This is a genomic window from Amycolatopsis sp. NPDC001319 (genome assembly GCF_042896185.1).
Classification (GTDB): Bacteria; Actinomycetota; Actinomycetes; order Mycobacteriales; family Pseudonocardiaceae; genus Amycolatopsis.
In genome coordinates, this window is record NZ_JBIAWY010000004.1 from 273,616 (window position 1) to 294,403 (window position 20,788).

Below are 20,788 nucleotides of genomic sequence, written 5' to 3' on the forward strand. Positions count from 1 at the left end.
TCATTCGGCCCGCCCGAGCTGGCGGGCCACTTCGGTGCGGAGTTGTTCGAGGTGGTGGCGGGTGTGTTCCTCCGCGGCGGCCGCGTCGCCGGAGCGCACGGCGTCGAAGATGGCGAGGTGCTCCTCGTAGTCGCGCCGGCGGTCCTCGATGAGGGCACGCAGGGCTTTCTGCTCCCGGCCACGCGCGGCGAGCAGCGAGTCGACGACCTCGAAGAGCACCTGGTTGCCCGAACCGCCGGCGAGCTCCCGGTGGAAGTTCAGGTGCGGCCGGTGGTCGGTGCTGTCGCGCTTGGCCGTGTCGAGCGCGAGCTCCAGGCGCTGCAGGCTTTCCTCACTGCGGTTGATCGCGGTCAGCGCGGCGATGCCGGGCTCGATCGTGAGCCTGGCGTCGACGAGCTGGAGGATCAGCTCGTCCTTCATCGGCGCGGAGTTCGGGTTCGGCATGAGCGTGCGGTGGATGCCGTCGCCCACGTAGATGCCCGAGCCGTGGCGCATGCGGACCGCGTCGGTGGTCTGCAACCGGCGCAGTGCTTCCCGGATCGTCGGCGTGGTCACGGAGAACCGCTCGGCCAGCACGCGCACGGTCGGCAGGCTGTCGCCCGGCGCCAGTCGCTCGTCGGCGATCAGCTCCAGCAGCCCCGCCACGAGCTGTTCGGACAGCCCGGGTTTCGGGTGCGCTTCGGTCATCGGTGACTCCGTTCTGCGAGTGAATTGACTAAATCACTCGCTCAATTTGAAGTCAAGGATTTCGCGACGAACGTGCATAAGCGCAGTTCGGGAGGGTTTGGGGCGATCTTCGAGCGCGCGGGCTACGCCGTGCCGGCGGTGGCGAGGCGCCGCGCGGCGACGTCCTTCGCGGTGCGTTCGAAGGCCTTCAGGTCCGGCGTCGGCGTGCCCGCGGCGCGGCCCAGCACGAGCGTGGTGCCGGCCTGGCCGACGACCGGAACGGCCACCACGGCGTCGCCGATCCGGCTCGCGGCGCTCTCGCCGACAACGACGACGAGCTGGCCGAGCGCGACGCGGTCGACGATCTCGTCGAGCGACACCGGCGGGCACGTCGCGCGGTAGGCGTCGACGCGGCGCAGCTCGTCGAGGGGGACGGCCGCGCGCGTCGCGAAGGGATGGGACGCGGGCAGGAGGGCGACCGGCGATTCGACGGCGAGCTCCGTGGTCGCGAGTCCGGTGGTGTCCGAGGACGCGCAGAGCACGGCGACGTCGGCGGTGCCTTCGCGCAGCGCTCGGGTCTGGTCGGTGGTGAACAGCAGCTCGACCGGTGCGGCGGAGGGGCGGTGCGCGTAGGCCTCGAGCAGGTCGGACAGCAGGCCCGCTCCGGTGCCGGAGCGGACGGCGACCACGAGGCTCGCCGGCCGGGCCGCGCGCTGGGCGCGCCGCACCGCGGTGTCCACGGCGGCCAGCGCCGCGCGGCTCTCGGCGAGGAAGACCTCGCCGGCTTCGGTGAGGGAGACGCGACGGCTCGTGCGGTCGAACAGCCGCACGCCGATGCGCCGCTCCAGCCGGGCGATCGCACGCGAGAGGGGCGGCGCGGCGATGCCGAGCCGCTCGGCGGCACGGGCGAAGTGCAGCTCCTCGGCCACCGCGACGAAGTAGGCCAGCTCGCGCGTCTCCAGGCGATCCATACCTCCAGGGTAATGATCGTCGCCCGGACGGTCATCGTTCCGCAGGTCACGCGGGGGTTGGCTGGAACCGTCCCCCAGAGAAAGGCCATTTCCGTGAGTGACGAACGCGCGGTCCAGGAGGTCCTGGCCCGCTATGTCCGCGCGACCGACCGGCGTGACGGCGCCGCGCAGGGCGCGCTGTTCACCGACGACGCCGAGGTCCGGATCCACGTCCGGACCGGCCCCGGCACGTACGAGCAGATCGGCGAGCCGTTGATCGGCGGCGCCGGGGTGCGGTACGCGGTGGAGAACTTCATGAAGCCACACCCCGAAGGCGGCACCGGGCACCACGTGACGGCGGACCACCTCATCGAGGTCGACGGCGACCGGGCGCGGTTGTCGGCGCAGTACGTGGTGTTCGAGACGCGCACGCTGCCGTCGCCGGTGGTGCGGCCCATCGAGTCGGGCTACTACGAGACCGAGCTGCGCCGCGTCGACGGCGAGTGGAAGATCTCCCGCCACGACGTGCTGGGCGATCTTCCGCTGGAACCGGAGGCGTGAAAGCCGTGGTGCACCACCGGTTCGGCGGGCCGGAGGTGCTGGAGCTCGCCGAACTGCCGGACCCGAAGACGAATCTCGACGGCGTGCTGGTGCGCGTGAAGGCGGCGGCGTTGAACCCCGCGGACCTCGGCGTGCAGGCCGGCGCGATGGCCGACGCCCTCGAAACGTACTTCCCCGCGGTGCCGGGGTGGGACATCGCGGGCGTCGTGGAGCGAGCGGGTCCGGCGGCGCCCGAGTTCTCCCCTGGCGACGAGGTGATCGGGTACGTCCGCGGGGACGTCGCCCATCGCAATGGCGGGTACGCGGAGAAGGTGGCCGCCGACGTGCGGATGTTGGCGCGCAAGCCTTCTCGGCTGTCGTGGGCCGAGGCGGCCGGGTTGCCGCTGGGTGGGCTGACCGCGTTGCAGGCGGTTCGGGCTCTCGGCTTGTCTTCGGGTGAGACGCTGCTGGTGCACGCGGCCGCGGGTGGCGTGGGTTCGCTCGCGGTGCAGCTCGCGGTTTCGCGGGGGGTGCGGGTGATCGGGACGGCTTCGGAGGCGAATCACGCGTACCTGCGGTCGCTGGGTGCCTCGCCGGTTCGCTACGGCTCGGGTCTTGCCTCGCGGGTCCGCGCGCTGGCTCCGGGTGGTGTCGACGCCGTGCTCGACACCGCAGGCTGGGGCGCCCTTTCGTCCACTCCGGACCTGGCCGCGCCGGACGTGCGGGTCGCGTCGATCGCGGAGTTCTCTTTCCCCGGCACGATTCCGGTGTTCGCTCGCCTCGACGGGCGGGACCTGCTGACGTTGGTGGAGCTGGCCGAGGCGGGCACGCTCTCGGTGCGCGTGGCGCGGACGTTCCCTCTGGACCAGGCGGCCGAGGCGCAGCGGTTGCTGGCTGAGGGTCACGCGCCGGGGAAGGTCGTGCTGGTGTGCGACTGACCCGGCGAGGCGGCGCGGACCGGGGCTGTGGTGAGGGGAGTCAGGCGGAACACGCTTCCTGAAGCGGTGATCGCTCAGTCGGGTTCGGCGCGGGCGTGGTTCACTCGGCGCCGGAACTCAGGAAGCGAGTCGAACCATGGTGCGCATCACGGCGCCGGGCTGGAGTGTTGACGTCGGGGACGACGAGGTGGTGTTCGGGCGTGCGCTGCGGCCCGGGGAGGGCGAGCCGGACCTGCCGCGGGTGTGGGCCGGGCGGGGGCTCGGGCTGCGCGACGAGGACGTGCCCGCGTTCGTGGGGGCGCTGGGTGAGGTGATGGCGACGGCGCAGTTCTGGCACGCGCCGCGGTCCGGAGCGGGGCGCGGCAGCGAGCAGATCTGGTCGGTTCCCCTGACGCGTAACGGGTTCACGTACGTCACCGGACCGTGTGGACGGTGGAACAACACCGCGGGGCACCGGCCGGCGGAGACGTTCTCGGTGGCACTGGCCGACGTGCGCGGGCTGCGGATCCGGCTGGCGGCGCACCTGCACACGGGGTGATCACGCCCGGCGTTTGACCAGGAAGACCGCGTGCTGGATGTGGCCGTCGACCGGGCCGGACTGGTCGGTCAAGCGGTAGCCCGCGCGTTCGTACATCGTGATGTTGCGCTTGCTCGCGGCGCCCGTGAAGAGCTCGAAGCGGTCCGCCGACGCGGGCGCCTGGCTCTCCACCTGCTCCAGCAGCCGCCGGCCCAGGCCGTGCCCGGCGAGGTCGGGCGCGACCATCAGCCGCCCGACTTCCCAGGCGCCGTCCTCGAGCCGCCCGCGCACCGCGCCCACCAGGCGCGGACCCTGCCGCAACACCCACACGCGCCACGTGCGGATCCACTCGCGGACCTCGTCGAGCGTCTCGTGGAGCGCGGGGATCTCCAGGGTGTTGTTGAGCAGGGCTTCCTGAACCCAGCAGCACCGCTGCAGCACCATCAGTTCGGCGGCGTCGTCGGCGGTCGCTTCGAGGAGGCGGAGGTTCACGATGCCTGTTTAGCGGTCGGGAGGCCGGCAGCGCAATCGAGTTCGAGCGGCGTTCGGGAACGGTCCCCGCGGCGGACGGTGATCGGGCAGGATGGGTGCCATGGGGGACAACGATTCCGACCGCACGCCCGGGACAGCTCGCGAAGACGAGGTGATGCCGGCTCTGGTCCAAGCCATCATCCGGGAGGCGCCGCGCGTGGCGGCCGCGGTGCCGGTGACGGCCGCGGCCGCGCTCGGCCGGTGGCGTGGCGGGCAGGAACACCGCGCGCGGCCCGGGGAGCCCGAAGCGATCCGGGCCTTGCGGGGGCTGCCGGTCTGGATCGTGGAACGCGTGCACGGGGCGCTGGAGCTCACCGTGCGCGCGTTGCCGCCGGTGGCGGGCGCCGCGGCGGGTCTGGGCGACCGCGCTACCGGGACGTTCGCCTTCGGGTCCTTGAACACCGAGGCCGAGGCGTTGCGCGAAGCCCGATTCTTCGATACTTCCCGGCCGGGTGCGGTGGAGGTGATCGCCGGCCTGGTGTCGCGGCTGGTCGAGCACGAGGCCGTGGCCGGGTCGCTGGGTGCGGACGCAGCGGGCGACGAAGAGGCGGTCGCCGCGGCGCACGGGGCGGCGTACCTCGCGGTGGCCGTGGTGACGGCGGCCGGCGTGCTGGGCGATGCCGCGTACGACAAGGTGGCCGCGCACATCGGGCTCGGGCTGGGCGTGGCGTCGGCTCTTCTGCCGAGCCGGAGCATGCCCGTGGTGTACGAGGAGGCGGTGCTTGCCAAAAAGCGCGCCGGGTACCGGTTGCCGGCCTTCGGCTCTATGCAGGTGGCCGTGCGCGACCACGTGTTCGCACTGGCCGAGGGACCGGTCGCCGAGCCAGGCGAATTCGCGGACAACGGACTGGTCGAAGTCGTCGACGGTGGAGTGCTCGTGCGGACCGGGCGGGAAACCGGCGTGCTGGAAGTCCGGATGCGGGTACTCGCCGAGCCACCGGCGAAGATCGACACGCAGGGCTGGCACGAGGTTGCGGAGGTCAGCTGGCCGGCTCGCCGCGGCGACGCGACCTTCGTGGGACCGAAGCACTACAACCACCGTCGGATCGCGACACCGCCGCGGCCGGGTGACCTGCGGGTGCGGGTGTACGCGTACGGCCGCGACGACGTCGAGACCGAGAACTACGAGCTGGTCGTGTGGGAAGCGCCGCCGGCACCGGCCGTGGTCCACGCGCGAGCCGACCGGCTGGGCCACCGGCTGCGCGGCGAGCCGGAGCCCCCAGGGGTCGACCTACCCGAGGCGGCGTACCGGTGGGTCAGCCAGAGTGCACTGTCGGAGGGGGCGACCGTGACTGTGGTCGTGGGGCTGACGCTGCGGGAGGTCTTGCAGGCGTTCGGCGCGGACATCCGGGAGCCGGAACCGATCGAGGACCTGCTCGACTCGGACCTCGAGTTCGGCCCCTGGGTGACGGCGTCCGAAGTGGACGGAATCGTGCTGGCCATCGAGGAGAACGGGATTCGTGGCGCGCAGCGCGAGGTGCTGGCCGAACTGTCGCGAGAAGGACGCGCCGCGAGCATGTTCTGGAACGTCAACGCCGTCAGCCGGCTCTCCTTCGCTCGCGACGGCGAACTCCTCGCCTCGGACGAACTCGGCCGCTCGCTCGGCGACGATCCGGAAGTGGCCGCCGCCGTCGAGGGGCTGGACTTCCACGATTGGCGGGACCGGTATGAGAAGGGCCTGGTGGCCGTCGAGCGGTTCACCGGCCGGGGGCTCACGGTGGAGGACTTCGACGAGATCCAGGAGGCCGGCATGGGTTATCCCTTGGCGGACCTGTGACGGCCGGGCGGGTCACGCCATCGGGGTGAGGTGACACTGGAGGGCATGAACTTCGAAGCACTCCGTGCCTTCGTCGCGGTCGCCGAGGAGGGGCAGTTCCGGCTGGCGGCCGGGCGGCTGGGGATCAGCCAGCAGGCCGTGTCGAAGCGCGTGGCGGGGCTGGAGGGCGAGCTGGGGGTCGTGCTGTTCGAGCGGGTCGCGGCCGGGGCGTCGCTGACGGCGGACGGGCGGACGTTCCTGCCGCGCGCGAAAGCCGTGCTGAGTGCGGTCGCCGAAGCGGTGGAGTCGGTGCAGCGGGAGACGCGGCCGTTGCGGGTCGACGTGCTCGGGCGGCGGCTGGCGGCGGCCGAGCTGTTCCGGGAGTTCCACCGCGACCACCGTGAGGTGCCGATGGAGATGCTCACGTCCGGCGGCGCGGCCGAGACGCTGCGGGAGCTGCGCGCGGGCGCGGTCGACGCCGGGTTCACGTACCTGCGTGAGCCGCCGGAGGGCCTGAAGCACGTGTACGCGTACCTAGAGCCGTTGCAGATCGTGGTCGGGCCGGAGCACCCGCTGGCCGGGCGGCGGGAGGTGCGCCTGGCCGAGGTCGCCGAGCACCGCGCGTGGGTGCCGGGGATCCGGCGCGGCAGCGAGTGGGAGGGCTTCTACGCCGAGCTGTCGGCGGAGTTCGGCGTGGACGTCGACCCGGCCGGGCCGAACTTCGGGCTCGAAGCGCTGCTCGACACGCTGGCGGAGTCGCGCACGCTGCTGACGTTCGTCGGCGAGAAGATCCGCATCGCGTGGCCCGAGCGGCACGAACTGCAGCGCATTCCGGTGGTCGAGCCGGTGCCGTGTTACCCGTGGTCACTGGTGTGGCGTCCGGGGACCGGTCACCGCGGGCTGGCCGAGCTGGTCGCGTTCGTGCGGCGCGGGTGGGCCGGCCCGGCCGGAGCGAGCTGGGTGCCCGGCCACGTCCGCCGTGATTTGGTCAAGGGCGCGCGATCATCGTGAAGCCGGCGCCGAACGGGTCGGTCACGGTCGCCATCCGCCCGTACGGCGTCCCCTCCACTGAAGCGACTTCGCCGCCCGCGGTGCGGACCTTGGTGGCTGCTGCGTCGGCGTCGGCGACTTCGAACGTGGTGGCCCAGGCCGAAGTGGTGGCGTCCCGGAGGGTGAAGATGCCGCCGACCTCGTGGCCGTCGGGCCGGCGCAGGAAGGTGAAGTCGGCGTCGGGCAGGTCGGCGTTGCCGTCGAGCGTGAAGCCGAAGACGGTGCAGTAGAACTTGCGGGCGTCGGTCGCGTCGGGAGTGACGAGGTCGTTGCGCACGAGGGTGTCGGGCTCGTTGACCAGGCGGGCGCCGGGGAAGGCGTGCCCCTCCCACAGACCGAACGGGGCGCCGGACGGATCCACGGCGAGCGCGGCTCGGCCGCGGTCCCCGACGTCGTGCGGTTCGCGCAGCAGCGTCCCGCCGGCCGCGGTGACGGCTTCGGCGGTGGCGGCGCAGTCGTCCGTCGCGAGGTGGACCTGCCAGCCGGGCAGGGGGTCGGCCGCGTGGTGCAGACCGGCGACGGGGAGGCCGCGCAGGAGGCAGTCGCCGCCGTCGAAGTCCCAGCCGAAGACGGCGCCGTAGAAGGCCCGCGCGCGATCGAGGTCGGGCACGGCCAGGTCGATCCAGGTCGGCGTGCCCAGCGGCTGGTTGGTCTCGACGGGGCTCATCGGAATCCTTTCGACGTCGTGGTTGCGAACGGTAGAACCCCATCCGGCCAGTTTCCGGCCTGATTTGCCCGGTTCGCGGCTACCCTGGCGTCCTCGACGCGGAAGGGGTCCCTCATGGCAGAGCTGGTACGCACCGACGGCGGCTTCGACCTCGTGCTGCGCCGCACGTTCGCGACGTCACCCGAAGACGTCTGGGCCGACGTGACGCAGCCGCACCGCACGGCGCTGTGGTTCGGGCCGTGGGAAGGCGAAGGCGCGCCCGGGAAAACCGTCCGGGTGCAGATGGTGTTCGAGGAGGGCAAGCCGTGGATCGACATGCGCGTCGACGCGTGTGAGGCACCGCGGCGGCTGGCGTTGCTGGGCATGGAGGACGCCGGCGGGTGGCCGATGGAGCTGCTCGTGTCCGAAGTGGAGGACGGGACCGAGCTGCGGCTGGTGCACCACCTGACGAGCACCGACGGGATCGGCGAGATCGGGCCCGGCTGGGAGTACTACCTCGACCTGCTGGTCGCCGCGCGCGACGACTCGGTGCGGCCGTCGTTCGACGAGTACTACCCGGCGCTGAAGGCGTCGTTCGAGGCGTTGCGCGCGTAGTTCGGGGAGTCACACCCCAGCATGTGGGATCGGGTGGCACAACGCCTGGCCGCCACCGCATTCTGGAGTGTCGCTCCGACTACGAAATGGCAGGCAGGATGAGCTCGTCGCCGCTCGACAACCCGGTGTGGGCAGCGCTGACCGGGCCGCACGCGCACTTGGCCGAGCAGAAGGGCCAGGTCCTGCGCTACCCCGCGGACGTCGCGCCCTTCGTCGCCCTGCCGGATCAGCCGGACGACCAAGTCTGGCGTGACATCGCCGACCTCGCCGGACCTGGTGCCACGGCTGTGATCGCCGGCGCGACGGGTCCCGCGCCCGCGGGCTGGACCGTGCTCGGCGAGACGCCGGGCGTGCAGCTCGAGGGCACCGGCCTGACCGTGGCTCCCGACGCGGAAGCCGTCCGCCTGACCGCAGCCGACGTGCCCGAGATGCTCGACCTCGTCGCCCGCACGCAGCCCGGCCCGTTCCTGCCGCGCACCATCGAACTGGGCACCTACCTGGGCATCCGGCGCGACGGCGCCCTCGTCGCGATGGCCGGCGAACGCTTCCACCCGCCGGGCTGGACGGAGATCAGCGCGGTCTGCACCGACCCGGCGTTGCGCGGCCAGGGCTTGGCGGCGCGGCTCATCCGCGCGGTCGCGGCGGGCATCCGCGAACGCGGGGAGCTGCCGTTCCTGCACGCCGCCGCGTCGAACGTCGGCGCGATCCGGCTGTACGAGCACCTGGGCTTCAAGCTGAACCGGACGTTGGTGTTCCTCGCGGTGCGGGTGCCCGAATCGGACAAGCGCTAGTTTCCGGCGACTGGCGTGAATCCGGCGGAAGACGGCGATCCAGCCGGTTCCGGGCGGTGAAACGCGAGGGCTAGCGTCAAGGCCGTGAGCAAAGTCTTCCTGTCGATCCACGTGCTGGCGGCGATCCTCGCCGTCGGGCCCGTGGCCGTGGCCGCCAGTATTTTCCCCGCCGCCCTGAAGCGGGGTGATCGCTCGACGTTGGCGCTGCTGCACCGCATCTGCCGCGTGTACGCGTGGGTGTCGATCGCCGTGCCGGTGTTCGGTTTCGCCGTCGCCGGGACGATGAAGGTGACGGGCCAGACGTGGGTGCTCGTCTCGATCGCCCTGACCGCGGTGGCCGCGGTGGTGCTGCTGGTGTTCGTGCTGCCGGGTCAGCGGGCCGCGCTGGCGGGACCTTCGGGTGACGGCGCGGTGCCGGCCGAGACAGCCGGGTCGTCTGTGGCGACCGCGTTGGACACCCGCGTCGCCGGCCGGCTGGCCATGACGACGGGGGTGTTCAACCTGCTGTGGGCCGTGGTCACGGTGCTGATGATCGTGCGGCCGGGTTCGTCTACCGGAGTGTGAGGCTCGCCAGCACGGAGGCGAGCTCCGCGGAGTGGATGAGCGGCCTGACGTGCGACGCTTCGAGCGAGTGGACGTCGAACGGGTTGTCGGGCGTGCGTGCGTCGGCCTCCTTGATGAAGGTGTCCTGCAGGGCCAACGGCATGCTCTCGTCCCGGGTGAAGCGCACGTAGGTGTGCGGCACCCGGCCCCAGGTGGCGGTGTCGATGACGTCGTCACCGCCGTCCAGGCTCTCGTCCGGATCCATGCCGGCCAGGAACGACAGCAGCTCGGCGTCGGTGCCGTCGGCCAGAATCGCCCGCTTCAACGCGGCGAGCTGCGTCGCGTCGGCGGTGCGCCAGTTCATGCGCAGCACACCGAGCTGCCCCGGATCACCGACCCTGACGGTGGCCGCTTCGAGAAGCGCTGTCGGAACGTGGGCCGGGTCCTGCAGGTAGTGGGCGGGGTTGCCGGTCACGCAGCACCACGCCGTCAGGTACACCGTGCGCGCCAGCAGGTCCGGCACGGCGTTCGCGACGCTCGTGACCGCCATCCCGCCCCGGCTGTGCCCCACGAGGATCACCGGACCGTGCTCGTGCACCCGCCGGACCACGTCCGTCAGCGCCGCCACCACCTCGGCGTGGGTCACGCCCGCCAGCGGCGAGGGCTCGGTGGCGAACGTCTCCAGGTCCTGTGCCTGGTACGCCGCCGAGAACCCCGCCGCGCCGTGGCCGGGCAGGTCGACCGCGAGCGAGCGGTGGCCGAGCAGCGCGAGCTCACGCTGCAGTGAGGTGAAGCAGCGCCCGGGGGCGTTCGAACCGTGGACGAGGACGAAAGTGGGTGCCATCTCGGCGATTCTGCCCGAATCGGGCGGGCCGCCGTGGCGGTTTTGTCGAGTCCGTGGCGGCCTCAGGCCGTGGCGATGCTCCCTCCGCCGTCGACGCGCAGGACCTGGCCGGTGATGAATCCGGCGTCGTCGGAAAGCAGGAAACAGATGGCGTGGGCGATCTCCGCCGGCCGCCCGAGCCGGCCGACCGGCAGCTTCTCCAGGAACCGGGCTTCGCCTTCGGACCCGGCGGGGGTGCCGCGGCGGAACAGCTCGGTCTCCGTCGGCCCGGGCGCGACGGCGTTCACGGTGATGCCGCTGGCCCCGAGCTCCCCGGCCCAGATGGCGGTGGCGGTCTCGAGCGCCGCCTTCGACCCCGCGTAGGTGGTGCGGTTCGCGGTGCCGAGGGTGACCATGCTCGTGACGTTCACGATCCGGCCGCGCCCGGCGGCGAGCATCCCGGGCAGCACGGCCTGGGTCACCTGCACCGCGGTGCGGAAGTTGAGGTCGTAGGCGTGGGCGATGTCGTCGAGGTCGATCGACCCGAGCGGCGCCAGCTTGGCGAAGCCGACGTTGTTCACCACCGCGTCGACGGGACCTTCCGCGAGGACCTTGTCGAGCGTCGCGGCGGTGGCGTCGCGGTCGCCGAGGTCGACGGCGTGGAAGCTGCCGGGGAATTCGGCCGGCGCGGTGCGCGCCAGGCCGATCGGGTGGTGGCCCTCGGCGGCCAGCCGGTCGACGACGGTCCGGCCGATGCCCTTCGACGCCCCGGTGATCAGCACTCGCATGACTAATGACTCCTCTTGTTTTGCTCGGTTGCTCCATGACGGTAATGTTCTGGACGAGCCGTGGGAAATGTCCTTCGCGTTATGACGGTATGCCGCGGCGATCATGGTGGGAGGTCCTCGTGACGACGATGCAGCAGCTCAAGGTGCTCCTGGCCGTGGCCGACCACGGCGGTTTCACGGCGGCGGGCGAGCGCCTCGGCATGGCGCAGCCCGCGGTGAGCCGCTCGATCGCCTCGCTCGAAGCCGAGCTCGGTGCGTCGCTGCTCACCCGCCAGCGCACCGGCGTCACCCTCACCGAAGCCGGCGAACGCGCCGTCCGGCGGGCGCGCGAGGCCGTGCGGCAGGTGGACCTGCTGCGCGCCGAGGTCGCCGAGGTCGCCGGCCAGATCACCGGGACGCTGCGGATCGCCAGCCTGCCCACCGCCACGGGCACGCGGCTGCCCGCCGAGCTGCGGGCGTTCACCGAACGCCACCCGCTCGTCGCGGTGCGCCTGATCGAGGGCAGCGACCAGGAGGTGCGCGACTGGCTCGACCTGGGGGTCGCCGACGCCGCCGTGGTCACGCTGCCCGCGCCCGGCCTGCGGACGGTGCTGCTCGACAGCCACGAGATGTGCGCCGTGCTGCCCGCCGGCCATCGGCTGGCGGAGCGCGAGGCCGTCTCCTACGCGGACCTCGCCGAGGAGCCGTTCGTCCGCCCGACGGGCGGCTGCGCGCAGGTGTTCTCGGCGGCCGCGGAGAAGGCCGGGGTTCACCTGGAGGCGACGTTCGAGGCGCGCGAGATGTCGGCCGTACTGGAGATGGTGCGGGCGCGCCTGGGCGTGAGCATCCTGCCGTCGGTCGGCGTGCCGCGGCTCGACGGCACCGTGCTGCGGCCCTTGGTGCCGCGCACGCCGCGGACCGTCGCGGTGGCCGTGAGCGCGAGCGCTTCGCCGGCCGCGCGGGCGTTCCTGGACCAGCTGCGGGGCGGGGCCGACCAGGTCTGAGGTCCATTGTGGAGGGTCTCATTTCAGGCTGCCTTTAGGGGCGCTTAGGGGTCGTTGGGCGGCTGCCGGGCGGGCTAGCTTGGTGCGTCGGGGGACCCGGTCGGCGTGACCTCGTCCCGTTGTGACAGACGTTCTGACAGACGTTGTGACAGACGGAAAGGCGGTGGGACGACATGGTCGCCCACGCGGAAGACGCCTGGTTTCGGCGGTTCCACGCGGCGCCGGAGGCTCGGGCGCGGTTGGTGTGCCTGCCGCACGCGGGCGGGTCGGCCAGCTTCTACTTCCCGGTTTCGCGAGCCCTGGCGCCGGATGTCGAGGTGCTCGCCGTGCAGTACCCCGGACGGCAGGACCGGCGGCACGAGCCGTTCCTGACCACGATCGACGCCATGGCCGACGCGGTCGCCGAGCTGCTGCGCGACAAGACGGACCGGCCGTTGGCGTTGTTCGGCCACAGCATGGGCGCGATGGTCGCCTACGAGGTGGCGCGGCGGCTGGAATCGTCGGGGGCCCCGGTGGACACGCTGTTCGTGTCCGGCCGGCGCGCGCCCTCGCGGCAGCGCGACGAGTCCGTGCACACGCGCACCGACGAAGGCGTGCTCGACGAGCTGCGCCGCCTGAGCGGGACCGAGATGGACCTGCTCGGCGACGAGGACGTCGTGCGCATGATCCTTCCCGTGGTGCGCAACGACTACCGCGCCGTGGAGACCTACCGGCACGTGCCGGGCCTTCCGCTCGCCACGCCGGTGGTCGCGTTCACCGGCACCGACGACCCGGTCGCCTCCGTGGCCGAGGTCCGCTCGTGGGCCGACCACACGGCGGCGGGCTTCGAGCTGGTGACGCTGCAGGGCGGGCACTTCTTCCTGACCCGCCACCAAGACGTGATTCTCCGGTATCTGGCTGATCGGCTCGTCGACAAGGGGCGTGTACATGTCTGAGGCACTGGCCGTAGAGGGAGCGTTCGGCAACCGGCTCGTGGAGCTGCGCGAGATCAAGGAGGCGGCGCGGCGCGGTCCCGACGACGCGGCGACCGTCCGGCAGCACGAGCGCGGAAAGCTGACCGCCCACGAGCGCATCGAGCTGCTGCTCGACCCCGGCAGCTTCACCGAGCTGGAGGCCCTGCGGCGCCACCGGGCGACGGGCTTCGGGCTCGAACACCGCCGCCCGTACTCGGACGGCGTGGTGTGCGGGTGGGGGACCGTGCACGGGCGCACGGTTTTCGTCTACGCCCACGACTTCCGCATCTTCGGCGGCGCGCTCGGCGAGGCGCACGCGCAGAAGATCCACAAGGTGATGGACCTCGCCGCGGCCGCGGGCGCGCCGCTCGTGTCGCTGAACGACGGCGCCGGCGCGCGGATCCAGGAGGGCGTGACCGCGCTCGCCGGCTACGGCGGCATCTTCCAGCGCAACACCCGGTGTTCGGGGGTGATCCCGCAGATCTCGGTGATGCTCGGCCCGTGTGCCGGTGGTGCGGCGTACTCGCCGGCCTTGACGGACTTCGTGTTCATGGTCCGCGAGACGTCGCAGATGTTCATCACCGGCCCCGACGTGGTGCAGGCCGTGACGGGCGAGGAGATCACGCAGAACGGCCTCGGCGGCGCCGACGTGCACGCCGGCATCTCGGGCGTGGCCGCGTTCGTGTACGACGACGAGCAGTCGTGCCTCGAGGACGTGCGGTACCTGCTGTCCTTGTTGCCCGCCAACAACAATGAGGCCCCGCCGGTCGAGCCGACCACCGACCCGGTCGACCGCCGGACGGACCGCCTGCTCGACCTGGTGCCGACCGACTCGGCGCGCGCGTACGACATGTGCGCCGTGATCGAGGAGATCGTGGACGACGGCGAGTTCCTCCAGGTGCACGCCGGCTGGGCGACGAACGTGGTGTGCGCGTTCGCCCGGCTCGACGGGCACGTGGTCGGCATCGTGGCCAACCAGCCGGCGACGCTCGCGGGCGTGCTCGACATCGAGGCCAGCGAGAAGGCCGCGCGGTTCGTGCAGACGTGCGACGCGTTCAACATCCCGCTCGTGACGCTGGTCGACGTGCCCGGCTTCCTGCCGGGCGTGGACCAGGAACACGGCGGCATCATCCGGCACGGCGCGAAGCTGCTGTATGCCTACTGCAACGCCACGGTGCCGCGCGTGCAGCTCATCCTGCGCAAGGCCTACGGCGGCGCGTACATCGTGATGGACTCGCGCTCGATCGGCACCGACGTGTCGCTCGCGTGGCCGACGAACGAGATCGCCGTGATGGGCGCCGAGGGCGCGGCCAACGTGATCTTCCGCCGCGAGATCAAGGCGGCCGACGACCCGGAGACCGTCCGGCGGCTCAAGATCAAGGAGTACCGGACCGAGCTCATGCACCCGTACTACGCCGCCGAGCGCGGCCTGGTCGACGACGTCATCGAACCCGCCCGGACGCGCGAGGTGCTGATCCGCGCGCTGACCATGCTGCGCACCAAGCACGCCGACATCCCGGCGCGCAAGCACGGAAACCCGCCGGTGTGATGAGCGGGCCAGTGGTGCGGATCGTGCGCGGGAACCCGACGGACGAGGAACTCGCGGCTTTGGTGGCGGTGCTGACCGCGCTTCAGGCGCCGCCCGTGCCGGTGGTCGAGGTGCAGGTGCCACGGCCACGCCGGCCGGTGCGGTTCGTACCGGCGACGAGTTGGCAAGGGGTTCGCTGAGGGTAGTGCTGGGAGCCGCATCTGCGCCACGGATTGGTGGCGCGGGTGCGGCTCTTTTCTTTGCAGCGGATGGGTGTGCGCGCACGGTCGCGGCGACCTGGCGCGAACGGACTGCGTGTTCCCCGGGCGGCGCGGGTGCGGCTCTTCTCTTTGATGCGCGGGAATTCAAGGAACCAAGCGCCCCGCTTCTCTCCCGGCAAGGCGAGGTTTCGTCATTCCCCGCTGACTCACCGGAGGAAAACAGCTGCTGCGAGGCCAGTGCGGTTTTGCGGCTCACTGCACCAAAGCAGCACCGAGCCGCACCCGTCTTCGGGGGCGCGTCGAAGCGACGTGTGCTCTCCACAGCGTGGCGAGCACACCGTCCACAATGGTCGAGATCCGAACCGGGCCGGCAGGCGAAAGCTCCATACCCCCAAGCTACCGACTCCACTCGAACATCCGCACGATATCGATCGAGTGAATCAAGCGCGCACGGCGGTGCTGTCCAAATAGGTCAGCACGGCGCGGATGCGGCGGTTCTCGTCGCGGCTCGCTTCCAGGCCGAGTTTCGCGAAGATGTTGCTGATGTGGTTTTCCACGGCGCCCTGGGTCACCACCAGGGTCTTGGCGATGGCGGCGTTCGACAGACCCTGCGCCATCAGGCCGAGGACCTCGGTTTCGCGCGCGGTCAGGCCCTCCAGGGGATCGCGGCTTCGGGAGAGCATCTGGGCCACCACGTCGGGGTCGATGGCCGAGCCGCCGCCGGCGACGCGGCGGACGGCTTCCAGGAAGTCGGCGACGTCGGCGACGCGCTCCTTCAGCAGGTAGCCCACGCCGGACGTGCCTTCGGCGATGAGGTCGACCGCGTAGCTGCCTTCGACGTACTGCGAGACCACCAGGACCGGCAACCCGGGAATCTCCTGGCGGGCGGCGATCGCCGCGCGGATGCCCTCGTCGGTGAAGGTGGGGGGCATGCGGACGTCGGCGATGACGAGGTCGGGGCGGTGCTCGCGGATGGCGACGAGCATGGCGTCCGGATTGTCGACGGCGGCGGCCGTGGTGATGCCGACGTCGGCGAGCAGGCTTTGCACACCCGCGCGCAGGAGCACGGAATCCTCGGCGATCACGACACGCATGGAACAGCTCCTCAAAATCACCAGCGGACAGGGAGATCGGCACGCACGACGGTCGGCCCGCCCATCGGGCTGACCACCGTGAGCACGCCGTCGATCGTGGCGGCGCGGTCGGCGAGGCCGGCCAGCCCGCCGCCGGGGCGCACCGAGGCGCCGCCGCGGCCGTTGTCCATGATTTCGACGACCACGGTGTCGTCGTCGCGGGTCACGCGCACCGAGGCGCGGTCGGCGCCGGCGTGTTTGGTGATGTTCGTGAGCACCTCGCTCACGATGAAGTACGTCGTGGTCTCCACCGGCGCCGGCGGGCGCGGATCCACGGCGACCTCGACGTCGACCGGGATCGGCATGCGGGCGGTCAGCGACGACAAAGCCGCGTCGAGACCGCGGTCCTGCAGCACCGGCGGGTAGATCCCGCGGGCGAGGTCGCGCAGCTCGGACACGGCCAGCTTGGCGTCGGCGTGCGCGGCGCCGATGAGCTCGCGTACGGCGGCGGAATCGTCGGAGTCGAGCTTCAGCTGCGCGCGCCCCAGGCTCATCGCGACGGCCACCAGCCGTTGCTGCGCACCGTCGTGCAGGTCGCGTTCGATGCGCTTGCGCTCGGCCTCCACGGCGTCGACGCCGCGCGCCCGCGAGTGCTGCAGGTGCTGCGTGCGCTCCTCCAGCTGCGCCGTGCGGTCCGGACCCAGCATCGACAGCGTGAACTCGGCGTGCAGCGCCCCGATCCGCGGCGCCACGAAGATCCCGAACGGCGGCACCGCCACCGAGACGATCCCGGCCACGAACTCGACGATCCCCAGCGGCATCGCCACGAGCACGAACACGAGCTCGCGCCACGTCACCGGGTCCACCAGCCGCGCCTGCCACGCCGCCAGCAGGCCGTTGCCGTTGGGCTGTTTCCGCCGCGGCTGGGCCACTTCGACACCGAGCAACGTCCGCACCGACCGCCGCTCCAAGTCCGCGAAGCCGCGCATCACGCCCGTCGCGATCAGCGACAGGGGGATGCCCACCCACAGCATCGTCGTGGCGACCCCGACGATCATCGACACGAGGACGACCACGAACGCGAAGATCCGGACCGGGAAGTTCCCGATGAGGAACCCGATCGTGCGGATCGCGTGGGGCCGCCGTGTCACCGGCATCGCGCGATCCGTTCGAACTCGGGCACGAGGTCGTCGAGCGTCGGCGTCGTGAGCATCTCGTCGCGGACCTCCAGGGCGCAGCTGCGGAACGACGGTTCCTCCAGGAGTCTCAGCAGTCCTGTTCGGACACTCCCCGGTGTGACGTCCTCCAGGTCCACCAGCAACCCGTTGCCCCGCTTGACCTGCGCGACGGCCGAACCGCGCTCGCTCCACGTGGTGCCGGGGATCACGAGCTGCGGCACGCCGTTGACCACGGCGTTGCCGATCGTCGCACCGCCACCCTGGTGGATGATGGCCGAACAGCTCGCGAGCAGTTCGTTCATGGGCACGAAGTCGACCGCGCGCACGTTGTCCGGCACCTTCCGCACGGACGCCAGCTGGCCGGCGTTGAGCGTCGCGATCACCTCGACGTCGAGGTCGGCGAGGGCGTCGAGCAGGTCGGACACCGACGTCTCCTCGACGCCCAGCACCTGCCGGTTGGAGATCCCCAGCGTCAGCATCACCCGCGGGCGCGCCGGCTTCTCGAGCACCCAGCGCGGGATCGCCATCGGCTTGTTCTGCGGGATGAACCGCGCCGGCAGGTAGTCGACGTCGACGCCGTCGTAGCGCAGATAGGACGGGTGGCAGTCGATGGTCTTCAGGCCGTGGCGCAGGGTTTCGTCGTAGACCGCGCCGAACCGCGCGACCGCGCCCGACATCCAGTCCACGAAGGGATCCGGCGCGTCGGACCGCAGGTCGCGGTACTGCGCGTTGATGCGGGCCGTCTGGTCCATCGCGTACATCATCCGCAGGTGCGGCACCCCGATGGCGTGCGCGACGATCGGCGCGGCGTAGATCATCGGGTCCCACACCACGAGGTCCGGCTGCCACTGCCGCGCGAAGCGCACGAGCTCGTCGAGCAGCGAATCGGGCGTGGTCCAGCGGAACACGTCCACCCAGTGCTCGTAGACGTTGCGCACGTACTCCTCGGTGTACCGCTCGGGCCGGCTCTCGGAGATGCGGAACTCGCCCTGCATGGCGTTGTTGCCCTCGACCTGCAGCTGCCGGTGGCGCGCGATGTCGAGCTCGGTGTCGAACCACATCGCGTCGAGACCGGTCTCGGCGAACGAGGCCACCTCGCGCGGGTTGCACTGGCCGACGAACCGCACCTCGTGGCCGGCGGCCGCGAGCGCCCAGGCGACCGGCGCCATGCTGTAGACGTGCGTCCTCGTCGGGAAGACCATCAACATGACTCGCATGGGACGCACTCTCCGAACTGGCTCGACCTGCTGGCGGGAAAAACGTTAGTGCGGACGCCGCGCGCGGCCGACCCGGCAACGCGCCGCTAGGGGTCGCGCACCCCTACCGCCCTTGCCTCGAAAAGTCCTTGTGGACTAAGGAGAACGAAGACTTAGACCGGCTTTAGACGCCCCTTAGGGGCTGGTGACGACGACGCCGGTGCGGCTAGACATGAACGTGGGTCCGGCGGCAACCACCCGCCGGCCGAGGGAAACGAACGAGGTGATGAGCATGGCCGTGGCGCCCACCGCGAAGGGCTGGGTTCCCTTCGGCGAGCACCGCACGTGGTACCGGGTCACCGGCGTCGTCGGCGGCGAGCTGCCCGCCGTCGTCGTGGTCCACGGGGGACCGGGCAGCACGCACGACTACCTGCTGAACCTCTGCTCGCTCGCCGAGCACGGGTTTCCGGTGGTGCACTACGACCAGCTCGGCAGCGGCGGTTCCACGCGGCTGCCGGACGAGGGCGCGGACTTCTGGACGCCCGAGCTGTTCGGCGACGAGCTCGACAACCTCGTGCACCGGCTGGGCATCGAGGACAACTACGTCCTGTATGGACAATCGTGGGGTGGCCTGGTCGTCGCGCGCCACGCGGCGCAGCGGCCCGACGGGCTGCGCGGGCTCGTGATCGCCAACTCGCCCGCGTCGTACGAACTCTGGCGCTCCGAAATGGACGTGCTCCGGGCGCAGCTCCCGCCCGGCGTCGACGAGCAGCTGCGGGCGCACGAGGCCGCCGGTACCACGGACACGCAGGAGTACTTCGACGCCATGCGCGTGTTCTACGACCGCCACGTCTGCCGCGTGCTGCCGTGGCCGGACGACTACCTGGCCTCGTTCATGGAGATGGCGGACAACAACACCGTCTACTCCGTGATGAACGGGCCGAGCGAGTTCACCGTCACCGGCACGCTGAAGGACCACTCCGTGATCGACGAGCTCGACGACATCGAGGTGCCGACGCTGCTCATCTCCGGCCGGCACGACGAAGCCACCCCCAGGACCGTCCAGCCCTACTTCGACCGGATCCACGACGTGCGCTGGGAGATCTTCGAGGACTCCAGCCACGTTCCCCACCTCGAGGAACCCGGACGGTTCCACGAGGTCCTGCTGAGTTTCCTGCAGGAAGTCCACCCCGCCGCCAACGCCGAAAGTGAGGCAACCAGCCATGGATGAGGCCAGAGGATCGGCGGTGGTCTTCCCCGGGATGAGCCCCTGCCGCTTCGCCGACTTCGGCAAGTTCCTGCTCATCAACCCGTTCGCCCGCCGCCTGATCGGAGAGGCCAACGACCGGCTCGGCTACTCGCTGGTCGACCGGTTCCGCGAGACGGAGGGCGACTACTCCGAATACGCCCAGGTCGGGTTCATGCTCACGTGCCTCGCGCTCGCCGAGTGGGCCGAGCAGGAGTACGACATCAGCCCCGACTACTGCACCGGCCCGAGCTTCGGCGAGAAGCCGGCCAGTGTGTACGCCGGCGCGCTGACGTTCCCCGACGCCGTCTGGATGACCGCGGAGCTCGCGCGTTGCCTCACCGAGTTCTTCGCCACCGAGTACACCGACGTGGTCACGCACTCGTTCGTGCGCACGCCCGAGGAGAAGCTCCTGGACGCGCTCAACGACCTCGACGGGCGCGGCGAGTGGTCCGACATCTCGTGCTACATCGACCACGACTTCTACATGGTCTCGTTGCGCGAGCGGAACCTCGACTGGCTCAAGCAGACCGTGCGCAGCATGGGCGGGTTGTCGTTGTACACCATGCGTCCGCCGTTGCACTCCCGAGCTTTCGCGGCGCTGCGGCGGAAGGCGGAGGACGAGGTCATCGGCGACCTCGACTTCCACGACCCGCTGCTCCCGATCGTCGCCGACCAGGACGGCTCGATCCTGCGGTCGGGGGAGCAGGTGCGCACGATGCTGCTCGACAGCATCGTCAAGCCGTTGCGGTGGCCGCACGTCGTCTCCTCCCTGGAACAGCTGGGCGTGTGCAAGCTCTGGGTGGCCGGCCCGGACACGCTGTTCGGCCGCGTCCGCGCGACCACGAGCCGCTTCGAGGTGGTCACGGTGAACCCGCGCCTGGCCCTGCAACCCCGGAGGCGGGGCGCAGGACCTTCGCGGGTCAGCTAGCCGGCTGCAGCTCGGCGAGCGTGGCCCAGAGCCGGCCCGGGTTCTCGAAGGTCTCGAGGTTGAGGGCGTCGTCCTCGAAGCGCACGTTGTAGTTCTGCTCCAGCACGGCGAGCAGTTCCACGGTCGCGAGCGAGTCGAGGCCGTACTCCCGCAGCGGGGTCTCGGCGGTGAGTGCCTCCTCGGCGGGGAGGAACGGGAGGAACGTGCGAAGGGTCTCGTCGAAAGAGCTGTCCCACATGACTACTCCGGATGGCTAGATCGGTATCTACCAGGCAGGAAAACCGACCGCCCGGTTCGGTTTTGGACTCTACCTCGCGTCGCCGTT

At 71.2% G+C, this 20,788-nt stretch carries 24 protein-coding genes; 14 read left to right on the forward strand and 10 right to left on the reverse strand.

The genetic code is table 11. The features are described from left to right. Together ACFY1H_RS16440 and ACFY1H_RS16445 are read right to left on the reverse strand one after the other, a co-directional pair. Complete coding sequence (locus tag ACFY1H_RS16440) at positions 1-687, reverse strand: FadR/GntR family transcriptional regulator (RefSeq protein ID WP_386947221.1); 687 nt, start codon at positions 685-687, stop codon at positions 1-3. A 122-nt stretch (positions 688-809) separates the two neighbouring features. Then, on the reverse strand, positions 810-1,637 hold the full coding sequence (locus ACFY1H_RS16445; RefSeq protein ID WP_386947223.1) for a LysR family transcriptional regulator: 828 nt from the start codon (positions 1,635-1,637) through the stop codon (positions 810-812). Between the two features lie 93 nt (positions 1,638-1,730). Here ACFY1H_RS16445 and ACFY1H_RS16450 point away from each other — a divergent pair, with 93 nt between their 5' ends. The 3 genes from ACFY1H_RS16450 (at position 1,731) to ACFY1H_RS16460 (ending at position 3,632) form a co-directional block, all read left to right on the forward strand. Further along, complete coding sequence (locus ACFY1H_RS16450) at positions 1,731-2,177, forward strand: nuclear transport factor 2 family protein (protein ID WP_386947225.1); 447 nt, start codon at positions 1,731-1,733, stop codon at positions 2,175-2,177. Continuing rightward, positions 2,174-3,094, forward strand: coding sequence for an NADP-dependent oxidoreductase (locus tag ACFY1H_RS16455; protein WP_386947227.1), 921 nt, complete (start codon positions 2,174-2,176; stop codon positions 3,092-3,094). The genes ACFY1H_RS16450 and ACFY1H_RS16455 overlap by 4 nt, the downstream gene beginning before the upstream one ends. Before the next feature lie 136 nt (positions 3,095-3,230). Continuing rightward, positions 3,231-3,632: a hypothetical protein gene (locus tag ACFY1H_RS16460; RefSeq protein ID WP_366583151.1), complete on the forward strand. Its 402-nt coding sequence runs from the start codon at positions 3,231-3,233 to the stop codon at positions 3,630-3,632. Here ACFY1H_RS16460 and ACFY1H_RS16465 read toward each other — a convergent pair whose 3' ends face one another. Further along, on the reverse strand, positions 3,633-4,103 hold the full coding sequence (locus tag ACFY1H_RS16465; protein WP_366583152.1) for a GNAT family N-acetyltransferase: 471 nt from the start codon (positions 4,101-4,103) through the stop codon (positions 3,633-3,635). Between the two features lie 100 nt (positions 4,104-4,203). Here ACFY1H_RS16465 and ACFY1H_RS16470 point away from each other — a divergent pair, with 100 nt between their 5' ends. Further along, entirely contained in the window at positions 4,204-5,919 is a 1,716-nt protein-coding gene (locus ACFY1H_RS16470) for a DUF6461 domain-containing protein (RefSeq protein ID WP_386947229.1), read from the forward strand. Positions 5,920-5,964: 45 nt separating this feature from the next. Beyond that, positions 5,965-6,909 carry a LysR family transcriptional regulator gene (locus tag ACFY1H_RS16475; RefSeq protein ID WP_366583154.1) on the forward strand — a complete coding sequence of 315 codons (945 nt, stop codon included), beginning with the start codon at positions 5,965-5,967 and terminating at the stop codon, positions 6,907-6,909. Here ACFY1H_RS16475 and ACFY1H_RS16480 read toward each other — a convergent pair. Beyond that, a complete protein-coding gene (locus tag ACFY1H_RS16480) occupies positions 6,887-7,615 on the reverse strand; it encodes a VOC family protein (RefSeq protein ID WP_366583155.1) in 729 nt (242 codons plus the stop codon). The genes ACFY1H_RS16475 and ACFY1H_RS16480 overlap by 23 nt on opposite strands. Before the next feature lie 114 nt (positions 7,616-7,729). On the opposite strand from ACFY1H_RS16480, the gene ACFY1H_RS16485 reads away from it, so the two are divergent. From ACFY1H_RS16485 to ACFY1H_RS16495, 3 genes are all read left to right on the forward strand, one after another. Then, complete coding sequence (locus ACFY1H_RS16485) at positions 7,730-8,209, forward strand: SRPBCC family protein (RefSeq protein WP_366583156.1); 480 nt, start codon at positions 7,730-7,732, stop codon at positions 8,207-8,209. Positions 8,210-8,307: 98 nt separating this feature from the next. After that, positions 8,308-9,000, forward strand: coding sequence for a GNAT family N-acetyltransferase (locus tag ACFY1H_RS16490; protein WP_366583157.1), 693 nt, complete (start codon positions 8,308-8,310; stop codon positions 8,998-9,000). Between the two features lie 84 nt (positions 9,001-9,084). Beyond that, positions 9,085-9,564 carry a hypothetical protein gene (locus ACFY1H_RS16495; protein WP_386947232.1) on the forward strand — a complete coding sequence of 160 codons (480 nt, stop codon included), beginning with the start codon at positions 9,085-9,087 and terminating at the stop codon, positions 9,562-9,564. Here ACFY1H_RS16495 and ACFY1H_RS16500 read toward each other — a convergent pair. Both ACFY1H_RS16500 and ACFY1H_RS16505 read right to left on the reverse strand, forming a co-directional pair. Further along, positions 9,551-10,387: an alpha/beta hydrolase gene (locus tag ACFY1H_RS16500; RefSeq protein ID WP_386947234.1), complete on the reverse strand. Its 837-nt coding sequence runs from the start codon at positions 10,385-10,387 to the stop codon at positions 9,551-9,553. The genes ACFY1H_RS16495 and ACFY1H_RS16500 overlap by 14 nt on opposite strands. Before the next feature lie 62 nt (positions 10,388-10,449). Then, a complete protein-coding gene (locus ACFY1H_RS16505) occupies positions 10,450-11,154 on the reverse strand; it encodes an SDR family oxidoreductase (protein ID WP_366583160.1) in 705 nt (234 codons plus the stop codon). A gap of 128 nt (positions 11,155-11,282) precedes the next feature. Between ACFY1H_RS16505 and ACFY1H_RS16510 the strand changes: the two genes are divergently transcribed. The 4 genes from ACFY1H_RS16510 (at position 11,283) to ACFY1H_RS16525 (ending at position 14,818) form a co-directional block, all read left to right on the forward strand. Continuing rightward, positions 11,283-12,137, forward strand: a complete 855-nt coding sequence (locus ACFY1H_RS16510; protein WP_386947912.1) for a LysR family transcriptional regulator — start codon at positions 11,283-11,285, stop codon at positions 12,135-12,137. 173 nt (positions 12,138-12,310) lie between these two features. Continuing rightward, the gene (locus ACFY1H_RS16515; protein ID WP_366583161.1) at positions 12,311-13,072 is read left to right on the forward strand and encodes an alpha/beta fold hydrolase; all 762 of its coding nucleotides are present in this window, start codon (positions 12,311-12,313) and stop codon (positions 13,070-13,072) included. Beyond that, on the forward strand, positions 13,038-14,639 hold the full coding sequence (locus ACFY1H_RS16520; RefSeq protein WP_386947914.1) for an acyl-CoA carboxylase subunit beta: 1,602 nt from the start codon (positions 13,038-13,040) through the stop codon (positions 14,637-14,639). Before ACFY1H_RS16515 ends, ACFY1H_RS16520 begins: the two co-directional genes overlap by 35 nt. Further along, positions 14,639-14,818 carry an acyl-CoA carboxylase subunit epsilon gene (locus tag ACFY1H_RS16525; RefSeq protein WP_386947236.1) on the forward strand — a complete coding sequence of 60 codons (180 nt, stop codon included), beginning with the start codon at positions 14,639-14,641 and terminating at the stop codon, positions 14,816-14,818. Before ACFY1H_RS16520 ends, ACFY1H_RS16525 begins: the two co-directional genes overlap by 1 nt. Before the next feature lie 461 nt (positions 14,819-15,279). Here ACFY1H_RS16525 and ACFY1H_RS16530 read toward each other — a convergent pair whose 3' ends face one another. From ACFY1H_RS16530 to ACFY1H_RS16540, 3 genes are read right to left on the reverse strand one after another with little or no spacing between them, the layout of a single operon-like run. After that, the gene (locus tag ACFY1H_RS16530; protein WP_366583163.1) at positions 15,280-15,933 is read right to left on the reverse strand and encodes a response regulator transcription factor; all 654 of its coding nucleotides are present in this window, start codon (positions 15,931-15,933) and stop codon (positions 15,280-15,282) included. Between the two features lie 17 nt (positions 15,934-15,950). Beyond that, positions 15,951-17,069 carry a sensor histidine kinase gene (locus ACFY1H_RS16535; RefSeq protein ID WP_386947238.1) on the reverse strand — a complete coding sequence of 373 codons (1,119 nt, stop codon included), beginning with the start codon at positions 17,067-17,069 and terminating at the stop codon, positions 15,951-15,953. After that, positions 17,060-18,307 carry a nucleotide disphospho-sugar-binding domain-containing protein gene (locus ACFY1H_RS16540; protein WP_386947240.1) on the reverse strand — a complete coding sequence of 416 codons (1,248 nt, stop codon included), beginning with the start codon at positions 18,305-18,307 and terminating at the stop codon, positions 17,060-17,062. Before ACFY1H_RS16540 ends, ACFY1H_RS16535 begins: the two co-directional genes overlap by 10 nt. Positions 18,308-18,578: 271 nt before the next feature. Here ACFY1H_RS16540 and ACFY1H_RS16545 point away from each other — a divergent pair, with 271 nt between their 5' ends. Then, entirely contained in the window at positions 18,579-19,517 is a 939-nt protein-coding gene (locus ACFY1H_RS16545) for a proline iminopeptidase-family hydrolase (RefSeq protein WP_386947241.1), read from the forward strand. Continuing rightward, a complete protein-coding gene (locus ACFY1H_RS16550; protein WP_386947243.1) occupies positions 19,510-20,463 on the forward strand; it encodes an ACP S-malonyltransferase in 954 nt (317 codons plus the stop codon). Before ACFY1H_RS16545 ends, ACFY1H_RS16550 begins: the two co-directional genes overlap by 8 nt. Here the strand turns inward: ACFY1H_RS16550 and ACFY1H_RS16555 are convergent. After that, positions 20,456-20,701 (reverse strand): phosphopantetheine-binding protein, encoded by a 246-nt coding sequence (locus ACFY1H_RS16555; RefSeq protein WP_220243495.1) that lies wholly within the window; start codon positions 20,699-20,701, stop codon positions 20,456-20,458. The genes ACFY1H_RS16550 and ACFY1H_RS16555 overlap by 8 nt on opposite strands. Between the last annotated feature and the right edge of the window lie 87 nt (positions 20,702-20,788).

Bases quoted from the DNA above. Each gene is read 5' to 3' on its own strand.
- ACFY1H_RS16440 (WP_386947221.1), bottom strand. From the start codon at position 687: ATGACCGAAGCGCACCCGAAACCCGGGCTGTCCGAACAGCTCGTGGCG.
- ACFY1H_RS16445 (WP_386947223.1), bottom strand. From the start codon at position 1,637: ATGGATCGCCTGGAGACGCGCGAGCTGGCCTACTTCGTCGCGGTGGCC.
- ACFY1H_RS16460 (WP_366583151.1), top strand. From the start codon at position 3,231: ATGGTGCGCATCACGGCGCCGGGCTGGAGTGTTGACGTCGGGGACGAC.
- ACFY1H_RS16470 (WP_386947229.1), top strand. From the start codon at position 4,204: ATGGGGGACAACGATTCCGACCGCACGCCCGGGACAGCTCGCGAAGAC.
- ACFY1H_RS16475 (WP_366583154.1), top strand. From the start codon at position 5,965: ATGAACTTCGAAGCACTCCGTGCCTTCGTCGCGGTCGCCGAGGAGGGG.
- ACFY1H_RS16480 (WP_366583155.1), bottom strand. From the start codon at position 7,615: ATGAGCCCCGTCGAGACCAACCAGCCGCTGGGCACGCCGACCTGGATC.
- ACFY1H_RS16485 (WP_366583156.1), top strand. From the start codon at position 7,730: ATGGCAGAGCTGGTACGCACCGACGGCGGCTTCGACCTCGTGCTGCGC.
- ACFY1H_RS16490 (WP_366583157.1), top strand. From the start codon at position 8,308: ATGAGCTCGTCGCCGCTCGACAACCCGGTGTGGGCAGCGCTGACCGGG.
- ACFY1H_RS16500 (WP_386947234.1), bottom strand. From the start codon at position 10,387: ATGGCACCCACTTTCGTCCTCGTCCACGGTTCGAACGCCCCCGGGCGC.
- ACFY1H_RS16505 (WP_366583160.1), bottom strand. From the start codon at position 11,154: ATGCGAGTGCTGATCACCGGGGCGTCGAAGGGCATCGGCCGGACCGTC.
- ACFY1H_RS16510 (WP_386947912.1), top strand. From the start codon at position 11,283: ATGCAGCAGCTCAAGGTGCTCCTGGCCGTGGCCGACCACGGCGGTTTC.
- ACFY1H_RS16515 (WP_366583161.1), top strand. From the start codon at position 12,311: ATGGTCGCCCACGCGGAAGACGCCTGGTTTCGGCGGTTCCACGCGGCG.
- ACFY1H_RS16525 (WP_386947236.1), top strand. From the start codon at position 14,639: ATGAGCGGGCCAGTGGTGCGGATCGTGCGCGGGAACCCGACGGACGAG.
- ACFY1H_RS16530 (WP_366583163.1), bottom strand. From the start codon at position 15,933: ATGCGTGTCGTGATCGCCGAGGATTCCGTGCTCCTGCGCGCGGGTGTG.
- ACFY1H_RS16535 (WP_386947238.1), bottom strand. From the start codon at position 17,069: ATGCCGGTGACACGGCGGCCCCACGCGATCCGCACGATCGGGTTCCTC.
- ACFY1H_RS16540 (WP_386947240.1), bottom strand. From the start codon at position 18,307: ATGCGAGTCATGTTGATGGTCTTCCCGACGAGGACGCACGTCTACAGC.
- ACFY1H_RS16545 (WP_386947241.1), top strand. From the start codon at position 18,579: ATGGCCGTGGCGCCCACCGCGAAGGGCTGGGTTCCCTTCGGCGAGCAC.
- ACFY1H_RS16550 (WP_386947243.1), top strand. From the start codon at position 19,510: ATGGATGAGGCCAGAGGATCGGCGGTGGTCTTCCCCGGGATGAGCCCC.
- ACFY1H_RS16555 (WP_220243495.1), bottom strand. From the start codon at position 20,701: ATGTGGGACAGCTCTTTCGACGAGACCCTTCGCACGTTCCTCCCGTTC.